This is a genomic window from Paenibacillus dakarensis (assembly GCF_001373415.1).
GTDB classification, from domain to species: Bacteria; Bacillota; Bacilli; order Paenibacillales; family Paenibacillaceae; genus Paenibacillus_AQ; species Paenibacillus_AQ dakarensis.
Window position 1 is genome coordinate 84407 of record NZ_CDSE01000018.1, and the last position, 14973, is coordinate 99379.

Below are 14973 nucleotides of genomic sequence, written 5' to 3' on the forward strand. Positions count from 1 at the left end.
CATCTCACTCCTTCCACAACTTTCCGTCTTCCCGGATGCACAGCATGCTTAACCCGTCGGAAGACGGTACTGTAATCTGAAACATGCTCCTCGTCGTCTCGATCACCGGCTCAATGCTCCACATCTCTTCACCCATCAGCAGCCCGGCATCCGCCGTAAAGGCACCATGCTGTTCATAATAGTTCCGCTGCTTGTAATAGAGCTTACGCAGCTCCCACTTGATCATTTCATCCCTGGAAAGCTCAAATTCCTCTCCCCTGACGCCATCCGAGAACATGACATAGCCCCAAAGCTCTGGATAATGCATGTTGATGAGTCCCATCGGTGACCATACCCAGTTGTCCTCCGGATACGGCTTGCCAGTGTCAGGATTAAGTACCTTACGGTACTGACCTTCCTTCACATCGGTCTGCCATTCTACCCGTGAGAAGTTGACGCGCCAGAATTCACCGGCCACCGGCGGACGCCCTTCCGCTGCGCACTCCCTCAGACTCTGCCACGGAATCGCAACCTCAACGCTCCACTTCTTGCTGCCGGCTTCGGGATTGTTCAACTCTCCGTCAATATGCACCGCTGTCTTCAGCCCGGCGATATCCCAGCCGTTCACCGGCGGGCCCCCGTCCCGGTATGGCTTCACCAGAAGCAGGTCCCATACCGTATTCAACGCGTTGATCTCGAATTCGTAATACTGGTGGCTGTCCCCATCGGGATCAATGAAGATCTCGAAATCCTTATCGTAAAAAATAACGGAATCACGCTCTGTCAGCGTCGCCCAGATCTGATCCTCTTCCATTTCCGCAGCAAAATAAAAATACTCGTCGTCCCACAGCATTTTTACCCGTGTCCGCTTCGTCGGTTTCGGTTTTAGATCCCCTTCGATATCGACAAAATCCTCACTCCATACAGCCGCCTCCCAGAACGGCTTGTCCACCCGTCCGTCAAGCGCAAGCGCCCCCTCGGCACGCCTGCATATGTAATGCCTTGGCTCATAGTTAATATTCGGCTCCGGCATCCCGCTCCAGCTCATCTTGTCCTTCGCCTCCTCAGTTATGGGTTACCACGGCGCCCGAACCACCGTACATTTCGATTTCCTCATCGAATTCCAGCCTCAACACGGTCACCTGCTCATGTGTGTCTTCCGGCGACAGTTTAATCCACGTGGTGCCCGGAATGTTGAACCAAGGTACACCGCCATGAATCTCATGCTCCAGCTCCTTGCCGGAGTGCAGCACTGTAATTTTCTTGATCGGGTTGCACAGACCTTTCAGGCACACGCTTTCCTTCGGTGTGTCGTACACGAACAGATACAATGTCTTGCGATCCTTGGACACGGTGCTGCCGCCAAGATAATAACGGGTCATAATGCCGTCCACCGTGCCGAATACCGCCTCTTCATGCGTACGGATCCAGTCACCTAATCCAAGCAGTATCTCTTCCTGTCTCGGATCGATCGTGCCGTCCTCGCGCGGACCGATATCAAGCAGCATGTTGCCGCCCATGGAAATACAGTCGCAGAACATGCGAATTATTTGATTCAGTGATTTATAATGGTTGTCCGTCGGGTCATAACCCCAGGAGGAGTTGATCGTTGTGCAGAATTCCCACGGCCCCTCCGGTCTCGTGATCGGCAGCCCCTGCTCCGGCGTTTTATAATCCCCATGCCCCGAGAGACGCGAATTGATAATGAGATCGGGATTAAAGGATTTTAAATAGTGCTTGAATTCCGGCAGATTCCACTGGTCCGCGCTCCGCTCCCAGTCGCCGTCGAACCACAGCAGATCCACTTTACCGTAATTGGTCAAAAGCTCACGCAGCTGGTTGTTGTTAAACTCCAGAAACTTCTGCCACTTCTCTTCATCCTGCACGCCGTCCACCGGACCGGAATGAGGATTAACCTTACTCAGGTCTTCAGGCACCCGTCCGCCCTCAAACACGCTCGGATAATCCGGATGCGACCAATCGATCAGGGAATAATACATGCCGAGGCGGATGCCTCGTTTTGTAACCGCTTCCGAGTATTCTTTGATAAGGTCCCGCCCGGCCGGTGTTTTCTTGACTACATTCAGGTCGCTGTACTTCGTGTCCCACAGGGCCACGCCATCATGATGCTTCGTTGTCAGCACGGCGTATTTAGCGCCGGATTTCTGAATCAGCTCTGCCCAGTAATCCGCGTCGTAATTCGAGGCTGTAAAGCCGTCAAGCTGCTTCATATAATCCTCGTATGACATTCTCCCATTGTAAAAAGACCAGGATTCCGATACCCCGTCCACCGCATAAATGCCGTAGTGAATAAATATCCCCAGCTTCGCGTCCTCAAACCATTGCTGCATCTTACAATCCCACCTTTCAATTGAAAAAAAGTAACAGCCAGTTCCCGGACGGCAGGGTCCGGGAGCGCTGGCATGTTTTTCTTGTCTCAAGATTCCGTCAGGCGATTCGTGCTGCTTTATGGATTAATGTTCTCGCCGGACGTCCATTCTCCTTCCTAACCGTAAGGAAAGACCTCATTTTTTATCAAATCGGCCTCCAACCGATTATTTCGTGGAATTCCAGCGATCGTAAGCGCCCTGGTACAGCTCAACCAGACGGTCGCCGCCCATTTTCTTCACTTGTGCTACATATTTATCCCAGTTTGCGAGCGGCTCTTGGCCGGTCACGAATTTTGCTTCCATCTGGGTCACATAAGTGTTCAAATCGGATTGCAGCGCCGAAGCCTCGCTCTGCTCCTCTGTCGTCAGATATACGTTCGGGAACGGGGACTTGCCGATCGGCACAAGCTTCTCCTGGTTTTGCTCATCCAGCCACTCGTCGAATTCGGAGCGAAGGCCGTCCGAGGTGTCCGGAGAGTTGATACCCGGTGTCAAAATACCGTTGTTTGGCGTTACTTTGCCGCGGTATTCATCACGGTCGCCGCCGTCCGGAACCGGCAGCCATTCTTTTTCCTTTTTCGTCTCATCCTTGTACTTCCACAGCAAGCCTTCAGGCCCAAGTGCGAACAGGGTGGAGCCTTCCGGGCTGTATATATAGTCGATCCAGCGCATCGTTGCCTCCGGCGCCGGGTTCTTGCTCGTGATGGCAAACGTGCCGTTCGCAGAAATGCCCGGATGCATGCCGTAAACTGGACTTCCTTCAATCTCACTCTTCACTGGCGTCATCAGAGGATGCTTGTCGCTCGGCTCTCCGCCCATCGTAAATTGCGGGAAGTAATCGTTGAACACGCCGATCTGATTGGCCTGTCCTTTGGCCTTCTTTTGCTCCGCGGTTTGAGAGAAGGTTTCGTGGTCAAGAAGCTCTTCCTTCCACAGACGGTTCATAAAGGTCAGATAGCCTTTGTAGCCTTCCTCCAGGAACGAATAGTGGACCTTGTCCTCCTTGTCGACGTAGATGCCCTCGCTGTACATGCCCCAGAAGCCGAAGAAGTACATGCGCAGGTCATCCAGCTTCACCGAGGTGAGCGGAATTTCATCCTTCTTGCCGTTTTTGTTCGGATCCTCTTCTTTCACGCGTTTCAGATATGTGTACAACTCTTCGGTAGTTTTTGGTTCTTCAGCATTAAGTGCCTTCAAAAACTCGCCATTGTACCATACTGGACCGCGGTACCATACGGCTGCGGAATCGATAAATGGCAGCGCGTATATATGGCCGTCTGTGGTCGTAAACGATTTTCGGAAATCCGGGTTTTCGTCAAAAATCTTTTTCAGGTTCGGCGCATAGCCGCCATCAATATATGACTCCAGCGGGATCAGAACACCCTGATTGCCGTAGGTCACCTGCTCTGCCGGCTTAAGGTCAGCCGCATAGAAAATATCAGGCAGATCACCGCTCGCAAATACAAGATTTTTCTTTGTAGCGAAGCTGTCAATTGGTGCAAGCTGGTACTCCATCTTGATGCCAGTCAGCTTCTCCATCTCCTTGAGCGTCGGCATATCGTTCCAGTCTGCCACGCCCACGTCCTGAGACATCATTTTCAGGGTAAGGGGCTTGTCCACTATCGGGAAGCCTTCCTTCTTAACGTCCTCTGCAGTGTTGGTGCCGGCAGCAGGGGAATTTCCTCCCGCTCCTTTGTCTCCGCACGCCGTTAGCATGCTGACAGACAGCAGAAGGCTGAGCGAAATCGTTGAAGCCTTGCGAAGTTTTTTCATGTCGCTACTCTCCTTTGTATTCTTTAATCAGAATCTATGATGGGATCAGCCCTTGACGGAGCCGATCATAACACCCTGTACAAAATAGCGCTGCAGGAACGGATAAATCGCTATAACCGGCACGGTCGCTACAATAATCACCGCATACTTCACCAGCGCTGCAATTTCCGCCTTGTTGTTCATTGCAGCCGCCGTGTTCACGTCGATGATTCCCCCACCTTGGGCGGACATCTCCTGCAGGACCAGAATCTGGCGCAACACGAGTTGAAGCGGATATTTACCGGCATCGTTTAGATAAATGAGAGCCGAGAAATAGCTGTTCCAGTTGCCGACCCCGTAAAAGAGGGCCATAACCGCGATAATCGGCATGGAGAGCGGCAGAACGATTCGGATGAACAGTCGCATGTTGGTACAGCCATCGATCTGCGCTGCCTCCTGCAGCTCCTTCGGAATGGAGCTCTGGAAGAACGTTCTGGACACGATAATGTTCCAGATCGAGGCAGCTGACGGAAGGACGATGGCCCACATCGTGTTGACCATGCCGAGCTGCTTCACCAGCAGGTATGTCGGCACCAGTCCACCGCCGAAGAACATGGTCACCATGAACATGCCCATAAAAAAGTTGCTGCCGACAAAATCCTTCCGGCTCAGTGCATATGCCGCCGGCAGCGTCACCAGCAGGTTAATGCTGGTTCCAACCACCGTATACAAAATTGTGTTCGCATATCCGGTCCATATAGCCGTGTTCTCGAACACTCTCTTGTATCCGTCAAAGGTAATCCCCTTCGGAAAGAGCCACATCTCCCCTGAGCCGACCAGCTTCGGATCACTGATGGAGGCGCTGACTATATATATTAAGGGATAAAGAACAACAGCAAAAGCAAAAAACACATAAATATAGTTGAGGGCGAGAAACAGTCTGTCTCTTCCCGTTTCCTTGATACCTGACAGCATTGATTAGCTCCTCCTTTCTACCACAGGCTGTTTTCGCTCGTACGGCGGACGATCTGGTTCACAACGATCAGCAGGATAGCATTGATGATCGAGTTGAACAGGCCGATCGCAGTCGAGAAGCTGTACTGGGCATCCACGAGACCTGACCGGTACACGAACGTGGAAATGACGTCCGAGGCTTCCATGTTGAGCGAGTTTTGGAGCAGCAGGATTTTTTCGAAACCTACGCCCAGCAGGCTGCCGATATTCAGAATGAGCAAAATAGTCATCGTCGGCACCAGCGTCGGAATATTGATATGGCGCACCCGCTGAAACCGCGAAGCTCCGTCGATAACTGCCGCTTCATGCAATCCGGGGTCCACACCGGATAGCGCTGCCAAATAAATGATTGTACCCCAGCCTGCACTCTGCCAGACACCGGAGAATACATATACCGTTTTGAACCATTTCGGATCCGTCAGAAAATCGGGTGCACTGAAGCCGATCCATTCAACCATCTTGACGAGGATGCCCGTAGACGGCGAAAGGAAAGTAACGATCATTCCCGCCATTACAACGACCGAGATAAAATGTGGCGCGTAAGTTACGGTCTGAGCCATCTTTTTAAAGAAGCCCGTCCGGATTTCATTAAACGCCAGGGCGAGTATGATCGGAATCGGAAAGCCCACGGCCAGCTCGTACAAGCTGATGCTCAGCGTATTCCACAGCAGATCCCAGAAATAATAGGACTCGAAAAAGCGTTCGAAATGATCGAAGCCGATCCAGGGACTTCCCGTGATTCCCATCGTGGGAATAAAATTTTTAAAAGCGATCTGGATGCCGTACATTGGCCCGTATGCGAAAATAAGAAAGTAAAAAAATGCGGGGGCAATAAAAATGTACAGCTCCCAGTTCTGGAGGATCCTCTTCCACAATCCCCTTCTGCCCGACTGGAGAGGCAGTGCAGCTGAATTGCTGTTGAGTGTTGTTTTCCCCATTTATTAAGGTTCACTCCTTCCTGATGTTTCTTAGTTCTGCAGCAACTTGCGATGTAGAGTTGTTTATGGCAACGCTTACAAACTCACAATAGGCGACAACCCGTCCGGGGGTAAATATGTCATTTTGTCACAGCTGAAAAATGTTGATGCAGCAAGGGTTACAGCATTTTTGACAATTGCCGGCAGCCACCCGGAAATGTGTTGTTTTTGACCTGCCGGCATATGGATCAGACAACTTGGTCAAAATTAGCCAATCTAGCTTATGCATATAGACACTGAATTTTCAGCCACCCATACCACCGGACAACGCAAAACAGGCCGCCCTGGAGAAAAATCTCCAAAGCGGCCTGCGACCGGAACTTGACCAAACACTATGCCTTGAGAAAAAATTTTCGCCGGAGGCCTTCCCCGAGCAGATTGAATGTCACCACAATTAACATGAGGCCCAGAGCCGGATAGAATACAAAATCAAATTTACTCAAGAATATTTGCGTCTTGTAGTCAGAAATAAGCGTGGTCCAATTGAAGCTGGTGCTCACAAACTTCATGGTATAATAGTTGACTTCCTTCCATTCCTGAGTTATGAAGATGTCCATCACGGCCAGCTGGCCGAGCAGAATCGTCACTTTACCCATGTCCGCACAGAAGTTGACAATGAGCTCCGGGGTCATTGCAGGTATGTAATAAGCCCGGAGCTTTCTTTTTGCGCTTAAGCCCAGCGCTTCCCCCGCTTCCATATAGGTCTCCTTCGAGATCCGGTCAGCCTTGGCCTGCACCGTGATAGCGACTCTTCCTGCTTCAACCACGGCCAGAACAAAGAGAGACCAGAAGTAACGGTTCGGCGAAAACAGCAGGCTTGGAAGTGCCAGCAGCAGGATGGCCGAAAAAATGGACGGCAGGTAGGAAAAAAACTGATTCAGCAGCATGATCAGCTGATAGAAAAATCCATTCTTTTTTCGTGCTAACAACCCTAGCGGCACGCCGATCATATAGCGGAGAACGGTGACCATCAATATGAGATAAAGCGTGTCTTCCGCAGCGACGACCACCTTGCTGAGATGGTCGACACCTTTTTTGTCCGTTCCGAGCCAGTTCTCTTCCGAGGGGGCAAAGGCTGGCAGCTGGAGCTTGCCGCCGGGCTTATCTACCCAGCGGAAGGTTTCGCCTTTCAGCTCCTTATCGATCAAAGGCAGATGCGGTCCTACATACATAATGAACAGCAAAAGCAGCAGCATCCCGATGCCAATCCACAGCGGGGCATTTTTCTTCTTCTTCTTCATTTTGTTTCACCTCATCATCGGATCATAATACTTTCTGGCAATTTGGCTGATCCACTGAACCAGCAATATCAACAACATGAAGCAGAAACTGATGCCGATAATGATACCAGGCTCATACTCATAGCCAGTTCCGAAGTATGTGTTATAATCCAAAGCCAGGTACAGCCGCCAAGCCGCGCCTGGGAAACCGCGGTAAATCTCGACCATCAACAGGTTGGCCAGTATGTATACAAGCAAGGTCGGAAGCTGAATAATCACGGTGCCCATACTCCTCCGCAGCATATGCTTGATCAAAATCATCCGGTTGCTAAGTCCCTTCGCCTTGGCAAACAAGAGATACAGCTTTCCTTCCTGGTCCGCCAGCGAGGCCGAAGTAATGCTCGCAATATACACGATCGGATACAGCGACACCAGCAGTGTCGGTAGTATAAAACCTTGCCAGCCTTCGTCGGCAAAAAAGCGGATAGCGGTGACATGCTTAACGATAAACCACTGAACCAGCAGCAGGAAGAAAAAGTCCGGAACGGACTGGAACATCCAGGTCGTCCAGTTTCCCAGAATGTTAAGGCGGGTTTTGGATAGGCGGTAATCCAGAATGCCCTTCAGCACGCCAAATACAAAACCGATCACCAACGCTCCGCAAATGACAGCAAGGCTGTTGCCTACCGCCCGGATGACGGCTTCTCCAGCGGTTTCACCGTTAAACCGGGAAAAGCCAAGACTTTTGTTTACGAACAGATCGGTAAAAAACTGCTTCACATTTGCTGCAAGTGCCTCGATTGCCGAGGTGCCAACGGTATAATCGACGGCTACCTTGTACCCCTCTATGGAAAGCATAAGATGCCTAGGGTAAAGGACCGCCCCGATGATGAGTGAAAATGCAGCAAGATTAATCAGAAGTGATCGCAGCATTTGAATCCCTAAACGCGGCATAAAACCATTTCAACCTCCTTGATTCTCCTTGAATAAACCTGTGAATCCTGATTTTGGAACATCATTATGTAAAGTAGACCACAAGCCTGCGATTTCGTCTATAAATATATTAAAAATTTTATAATGATTACACTGGAGCATGGGGAGAAATGGAAAGACACATAAAGAGGCAGCGCTCCATTCTGGAGCACTGCCTCTTTATTAGAATACGGCACTGACGTGCCATATAGAATCCCGGGTACTGCCGGTAATCCGGCTGATTTCCCCACCGCCAATTCGTTAGTTATAGCGCAGTATCTTCCGAGCTTGCCGTGGTTCGTCTTCTTTTCCATGGTGTACCGAACAATGGAAGTGCCCAGCGATCCAGGCCGTACCAGCCTGCCACCTTCCACGCCAGCACCAGCCACGTCGCCAAAATAAACAGCAGCGGGTTCGAGCTCACGGTTCCGGCAAATAGGAAGCTGGCATTCATAAGGCTGCCAAAGAAGGCAGCTATTCCTGTCAGAAGGCCGAGAATCAACCCCAAGCCAACCAGCACCTCACCGAACGCCACCATATAGGAGAAGAGCTTGGCATTGGGCAGAACCGCATTTTCCAGAAAGGACGCATACCACCCGGTAACATCCTTTCCTTCCTCCGCCTTTGCAAGCGCACCCTTCATAAAGCCTTCCACAGCGACCCCCGCATTTTTTCCTGTCCATGCGTCGGATGTTACCTTCTTGATTCCTGCGGTCAGCCATTCATAACCCAGATACAGACGGATAATCAGCCATATCCAAGACGAGCGCGTGCTGTTGAAGAGAAACATTGAGACAGGATTCTCCGGCACAATTACATATTGACCTTCCTTGTAGCTCTGTCTAGCCAAATTCATCATCTCCATTCCGAATAAAATGATTTGTTCTATCTAATTCATCTAACCATATTCACAATTTCGACACAATATAAAATTTCGGCTAACAGTCCGCTGACAATATAAGCTCTCGAGCCGATTCAAGTGCCAACAACATATTTAACGATTCTTTCAACAGGGTTTTAACCCGCTTGTCAAAATCATCTTCATCAGTTTCATGATATTTCGCAATCAATTTATTCACTTCATCAAACATTCCGAAATTGTCCCATTCACTCCACTCAACTGCTCCATATCTATGAAAATCCAGAGTATCCGTCTTCATAAATTCACATTGTTTCTCCCTGCTAATCTCTCAACCTCATGCATTAGTTTGGTGCCGTAACCTAACATTCTATACTCAGGTTCTACATATAGTTCCAACAGATCTCTCCCAGTGGCCCATCAAATCAAATTTATCCTATGGTTACCCGAAAGATCGTTAATGGCTTGAACAGCTAATTCCAAAGATATAATTCTCCGTTCTAGAAGTGTCCTTTGCGGGCTGCCTGCCTTTGACTTGGCATATACTTTTTCAATTGATGGGAGTAGCCCCATAAGAGTGTGACGAGCTTCTGCTAGATCATCCTGGTTAATAGTGATGAGACTTTTGATGCCAAACATATTCGAGCATGGCTAAGCCAATGTAAAAAGCTTTGAGTCGTTTCTTTATTAAAGTAGTATTTGCACCTTTTTGAGTCATTTGGGCCAAGCCATTTTCGGATTTGCTGATTCCTCTAATATTTTTTTCATAAAAATGGTGCCCATGAACTACAACAACATATTCCAAAATAAAAATGGTCTTCGCATTGGTCCCATCAGATCATTCGCTGAGCTCTACTTATATGATAATCTAGTCCATGGAAAAATAACTAACATGAATGGAGTAGAGAAACGAGTGAAGAATAAGGCCCTCTTATTAGTTTTAGCATTTTGTCTGACGGTAATGAATATATTCCCTTCCCCGGCTCATGCGGATAATGGAAATACAAAAGCTTTATGGGTATGGGATTTTTATGATGCAGCTTCAAATTCAACCAAGATCACGCAGTTGCTACAGTTTTTAAAGGATAATGAAATCAATTTGCTGTTCATTGGAACAAGAAATACGTTACAGTATCAGCCGGAAACTTATGAAGAACTAATCCTAAGGGCACATGAAGAAGGGATACGTGTATTTTCGCTGGTGGGAAGAGCAAACTGGGCCCTGGAAAAATATCATCGCGATGCGTTAAAAGAAGTTCGGGAAGTTATCTCATTTAATAAGTTGCATCCGCTCAGCAAATTTGACGGAATCCAATATGACGTTGAACCGCACACAATGGCTGAATTTAAAACCAAAAGAGGCTCCATTAGCTATCAATATATACAGATGTTAAAGAGAATAGCGAATGAAATTAGATTAAGTGAAGACAAGCTGGAGTTTAATGCAGCAATTCCGTTCTGGTATGCAACAGGCGAAAATCCGGTCATTGTTGAAACGGGCGGTGAGAAAAAGCCGCTAAGTTACTTTGTATTAGACATTGTGGACACCGCTACAATCATGGCGTATCGTGCCACGGGCGAGAGACAAATTCGTTCATCACAGGCGGAAGCCGATTATGCCGCAAGTATAGGCAAGAAGGTTTATATCGGCTCGGAGACTAAACCTCCGGACGGCAAAAGCATCATCAATGAAATTACTTACTATAATAAAGGTCTAAAATATATGAATCAGCAACTTAATACAGTCATGAATTATTTTGCAAATCACACCGGTTTTAGCGGTATTGCAATTCACGATTACCCTGCATTCAAGAAAATGCTGCAAAACGATCGGTAACCCTGCGAACGTAATCATGATAACCCTTATTTGTGTTGTTATTTACTTTTCAATCTCAAATATGGAATCAACTATTATTGGGAGATTATTTCGTACAGATACTGCTCCAAACACTGACCTTGCATGAACTCCCTTATCATCAAAAACATCATACAGAAGATCTGAAAATCCATTAAGCACTTTATGATGCTCTTCAAATTCACCACTTGCATTAACGAAACCTTGGATCTTAACAGCTCTTTTGACTTTATCTAGTGAACCTAGTTCTGACTTTAATACTGCTAAAACCTCAATCCCTGCTTGTCTTGCAAACTGATAGCCTTGTTCCGTTGTAAAATCAATTCCCAACTTTCCTTTAGGGTTTCCAGCTGGTCCTTTGCCAGAAACAAATACAAAGCCATTCACAATAATGACATTTGCATACTTGGCTGCAGGTTCACTTGCTTCTGGCAGTGTAATATTAAGAGCTAACAATTTCTTATCTATTAAAGAAATGCTCATCAGAAAACCTCCAATGTAACAAATATTGGAAATAGTTTACTATCTTTATGGAACTTGGTCAATATTCGACAGCCAGAAGATTCAGGAGAATGATGCACGCCAAAAAAGGAGGACGCACAAACGCCCTCCTGTCATATCATACTTTTATTCAATCCATCCTGAATCAGTAAGCCCCGCGGATATGCTCTGCCACTTTTTCCTCATAAAACTGTTTCAGGCGCTGCATCTCCCCAGGCGAGAAGGAAGGAACGTCGATTGCTCCCAGATTATCTTCCACCTGGCGGGTGTTTTTAAAGCCAGGAATGACACATGTGATATCTGGACAGTCCAGAATCCAGCGCATCGAAGCCCGTGCCATGCTCACCCGGCCCTCCGCAATCCATGAAAGCTCTCTTGCCAACTCAACCCCTTTTTCAAAAGGCAGCCCTGCAAATGTCTCGCCGACATTGAACGCCTCACCGTTCGCATTAAAGTTCCGGTGATCATTCTCGCTAAAGGTCGTGTTCTCGTTAAACTTGCCGGTCAACAGGCCGCTTGCCAGAGGCAGACGAACCAGAATACCCCTGCCTGATGCATTTGCTTTCGGGAAGAGCTCCTGAAGCGGCTTTTGGCGGAACAGATTGAAGATAAATTGCAGCGCTTTGACGCCCGGCACGCCAAGACAGTATAATCCTTCCTCCACCGTCTCCACACTAACACCATAGTGACGGATTTTCCCTTCCGCCTGCAGCTTGTCCAGCACTTCAAATACCCGGCCGTCCTTTAATACCTCAAGAGGCGGACAGTGAATCTGGTACAGGTCGATGCGCTCCCGCTCCAGACGCTTCAGGCTGTCCTCGCAGTAACGACGGACGACTTCCTCGGAATAGGTATGGAGATCATGAATGTCTCCTGCCCGGCAAAATTTAGTAGCGATATGAACGGTATCTTCCTTGCCCTTGGTGGCTTTGGCAAGCAATTTCTCCGCATGTCCTCCACCATATACATCCGCAGTGTCAAAAAAGTTCACTCCACGGTCCATAGCCAGTTCCAAGCCCTTGATAGCTTCGGCATCACTCGACTGCCCCCAGTCACCGCCAATCCCCCATGTGCCAAAGCTGACTTCGCTGATAGAAAGCTCCGTATCTCCAAGCTGACGATATTTCATAGATGATAGCCTCCTCCGGTTATTGTTAGCATTACCTATCCTTCAGCATATCGATAAAATCGCTTTCATGCAATGACATGATCAAAGGGATGCAGCTGTCTCGACATTGACAACACTATTCCTTCATAAACCCAGAACATATGCTGCTGCATGTGATATGTCATTCGACATAAAAGGCAGCCGCCCCTGAAAGGGTAGGCTGCCTTAGCTTTTTAATATACTCGAATCTCCACAAGTTCTGCACTGGAAGCGCCGTTCGTCTCTTCGATCACGATGCGCAGTCCATCGGTCTGAATCGCGCTCTCCAATCGGATGCGGTTGCTTCTTCGGCGGTTATCATTGACCGAAGCCAGTGTACTCCATTGTCCTTGAATATGGGCCTCGATCCGGTAAGACTTTGCCAGTTCAGGGATGACTTCAAATGACGTCCGGTGATGATGAAGGTTAATCAGGTCCTCATTCACGTCATCATTCCACGTCAGGAGGATTTCCTCCATGGCGATATTCTGCTCCCAAGACAATTGCAGCCAAGCCTCCTGCTCCGTACCGATTGGCTCGGATGCCCACAGATTCGGTCCTCCGAACGGACGCTTGTATCCGCCGACCGCTTTTTCCGGCCCATAGGCTTCAGTCATGCCTTTTACCTTGAAGCAGTACGGCTTGCGGATCAATGTCTTCATGCTCCACGCCACGATGGGTTGATTCTCGTCGTGGTCCTCCAGATTGGATGACGCGTTAGGTACTGCACCCTTCTCGAACGCCAGAACACCAGTGAGCGGTTCGTTCGACCGGTACAGGCGGATAGCAGGATTCTCACGAATGATGACAAACGCATTCTGCGGCGTTTCCGGGCTCCAAATGAGTGGCAGAGATACCCACTGCGCTCCACCCTTGGAGACAGAAGCCTCGGCTTCAGCCACCTTCGAGTACGGCACGTAGTTCTCAAGACGTCCGGTATCCCATAACTCTATGGAAAGCGTAGTGTCCTCTGATGCGTCAATGAGCAGCTCCAGCCCTTCGATCCCCGGCTCCACCGGGAATAAGATCGCGGCATCCCGGCTTAGTTCAGCAGCGCATTCCGGCTGATCAATCACGATGTCGCGGCGGTATGAGGATGCCGTCACCTTCGCTGAGCGGGCCAGATCCCGCTCATCTTCATGCCGCAGACCGATGATCGAAGCGTCCTGCCGCAGCAGCGTCTGCTGCAGCTCTTGCAGATGCGAGCGGTAAATATCCCGCGGTGATGCGCCCTTCGTTACGCATAAGGAAGCTGCGGTGCCGGCTGCTTCTCCCATAACCGCACAGGTCGCCATGACTCTTGTCGTACCGAACGCTACATGGGAAGCGCTGATGTTGCGGCCGGCGAACAACAGGTTCCCTACGTTCGCCGAATACAGGCAGCGGTACGGAATATGATAGTTACCGTCCGCATGTGTATGCTTGGAGCCGCTGGCTTCGGCATACATTCCCTGCGGAGGATGCAGGTCAATAGACCAGCCGCCGAAGGCAATGCGATCGTCGAACGGCTCCTGTGCAATGATGTCGTTTTGATTCAGCACATAGTCGCCGACGAAGCGTCGATATTCTCTTTTTCCGGGGATGGAGCCGACCCATTCCAAAGTCATGGTGTCCGCCTCAAATTGCCCGGAATTTTTGATATAATCCCAAATACCATAAATGACCGACCACAGCTCATCCCGGATGATTTCATTATCGTGGACCGTATCCAGTTCGCCGCCCCACTCGATCCACCAATAATGGCAGCCCGAGTCGCCGCTGCGGATGACCCGCTTAATCGGGATGGGTGTCTGGGTGATGTCCTTGGCGAAGGAAGGCGGCACGAACCGAACGGGGTGTCCCGCATCCTTCGTGTAGAACAGCAGCGTACTGCCCAGTGTAATGCCATCCGCTTCCTCCGGTGCCCACTCTTCCCCGTATTCATGAGCGGCTTCCCGACCAATCCGGTACTGGGCACCAGCTAAAAAGCCGACAAGGCCGTCGCCCGTGCAATCCAGGAAAATGGGGCTTTCCAGGCGGATCCGCCGCTCGGAGCCCTGCATCCAGCCAGTGACTGACCGAATCATTCGGTTATCCTCCGGACCGTCCGCCTCAACCTCATGCACATCGGTATTGAGCAGCAGTGTAATGTTCGGTTCCGCTTTGACTGCCTCCAGAATGACCAGGTCCCATAAATACGGGTTACCGTCCGGGTTGCGATACTGGTTCTCCACGAACAGCTCGCCCATGATGCCGGTCTCCCGTGCATATCTATTGATACCATGGGCGGTCGCCCCGCATACCCATACCCGGACTTCGCTGCTGGAG

The 14973-nt window shown here is 49.5% G+C and carries 13 protein-coding genes and 2 pseudogenes; 1 reads left to right on the forward strand and 14 read right to left on the reverse strand.

Annotated features, from left to right (window positions below; translation table 11 throughout):
* Positions 1 to 4: 4 nt before the first annotated feature.
* The 11 genes and pseudogenes from BN1234_RS05300 to BN1234_RS21765 form a co-directional block, all read right to left on the reverse strand.
* Positions 5 to 1027 (reverse strand): carbohydrate-binding family 9-like protein, encoded by a 1023-nt coding sequence (locus BN1234_RS05300; RefSeq protein WP_054955614.1) that lies wholly within the window; start codon positions 1025 to 1027, stop codon positions 5 to 7.
* Positions 1028 to 1043: 16 nt separating this feature from the next.
* Positions 1044 to 2330 carry an alpha-L-fucosidase gene (locus tag BN1234_RS05305; RefSeq protein WP_054955615.1) on the reverse strand — a complete coding sequence of 429 codons (1287 nt, stop codon included), beginning with the start codon at positions 2328 to 2330 and terminating at the stop codon, positions 1044 to 1046.
* Positions 2331 to 2534: 204 nt separating this feature from the next.
* The gene (locus tag BN1234_RS05310) at positions 2535 to 4142 is read right to left on the reverse strand and encodes an extracellular solute-binding protein (RefSeq protein WP_054955616.1); all 1608 of its coding nucleotides are present in this window, start codon (positions 4140 to 4142) and stop codon (positions 2535 to 2537) included.
* Positions 4143 to 4187: 45 nt separating this feature from the next.
* On the reverse strand, positions 4188 to 5096 hold the full coding sequence (locus tag BN1234_RS05315; protein ID WP_054955617.1) for a carbohydrate ABC transporter permease: 909 nt from the start codon (positions 5094 to 5096) through the stop codon (positions 4188 to 4190).
* A gap of 17 nt (positions 5097 to 5113) precedes the next feature.
* Positions 5114 to 6073: an ABC transporter permease gene (locus BN1234_RS05320; protein ID WP_054955618.1), complete on the reverse strand. Its 960-nt coding sequence runs from the start codon at positions 6071 to 6073 to the stop codon at positions 5114 to 5116.
* A 371-nt stretch (positions 6074 to 6444) separates the two neighbouring features.
* Entirely contained in the window at positions 6445 to 7353 is a 909-nt protein-coding gene (locus BN1234_RS05325; RefSeq protein ID WP_054955619.1) for an ABC transporter permease subunit, read from the reverse strand.
* A 6-nt stretch (positions 7354 to 7359) separates the two neighbouring features.
* A complete protein-coding gene (locus tag BN1234_RS05330) occupies positions 7360 to 8286 on the reverse strand; it encodes an ABC transporter permease subunit (protein ID WP_054955620.1) in 927 nt (308 codons plus the stop codon).
* Between the two features lie 283 nt (positions 8287 to 8569).
* Positions 8570 to 9094, reverse strand: coding sequence for a DoxX family membrane protein (locus BN1234_RS05335; RefSeq protein WP_245640099.1), 525 nt, complete (start codon positions 9092 to 9094; stop codon positions 8570 to 8572).
* 181 nt (positions 9095 to 9275) lie between these two features.
* Positions 9276 to 9491 (reverse strand): annotated as a pseudogene (locus tag BN1234_RS05340) (DUF4303 domain-containing protein); the annotation flags it as partial.
* Positions 9461 to 9562, reverse strand: coding sequence for a GNAT family N-acetyltransferase (locus tag BN1234_RS23040; RefSeq protein WP_082423107.1), 102 nt, complete (start codon positions 9560 to 9562; stop codon positions 9461 to 9463). The pseudogene BN1234_RS05340 and the gene BN1234_RS23040, both read right to left, overlap by 31 nt.
* A 21-nt stretch (positions 9563 to 9583) precedes the next feature.
* Positions 9584 to 9968: pseudogene (locus BN1234_RS21765) on the reverse strand (hypothetical protein).
* Between the two features lie 87 nt (positions 9969 to 10055).
* On the opposite strand from BN1234_RS21765, the gene BN1234_RS05345 reads away from it, so the two are divergent.
* Positions 10056 to 11000, forward strand: coding sequence for a glycoside hydrolase family 18 protein (locus BN1234_RS05345; RefSeq protein WP_156337154.1), 945 nt, complete (start codon positions 10056 to 10058; stop codon positions 10998 to 11000).
* Positions 11001 to 11042: 42 nt separating this feature from the next.
* Here BN1234_RS05345 and BN1234_RS05350 read toward each other — a convergent pair whose 3' ends face one another.
* The 3 genes from BN1234_RS05350 to BN1234_RS05360 form a co-directional block, all read right to left on the reverse strand.
* The gene (locus tag BN1234_RS05350; RefSeq protein ID WP_054955624.1) at positions 11043 to 11501 is read right to left on the reverse strand and encodes a RidA family protein; all 459 of its coding nucleotides are present in this window, start codon (positions 11499 to 11501) and stop codon (positions 11043 to 11045) included.
* 163 nt (positions 11502 to 11664) lie between these two features.
* Positions 11665 to 12648: an aldo/keto reductase gene (locus tag BN1234_RS05355; protein ID WP_054955625.1), complete on the reverse strand. Its 984-nt coding sequence runs from the start codon at positions 12646 to 12648 to the stop codon at positions 11665 to 11667.
* A gap of 212 nt (positions 12649 to 12860) precedes the next feature.
* A partial coding sequence (locus BN1234_RS05360; protein WP_082423108.1) for an FAD-dependent oxidoreductase occupies positions 12861 to 14973 on the reverse strand: 2113 nt, incomplete at its 5' end.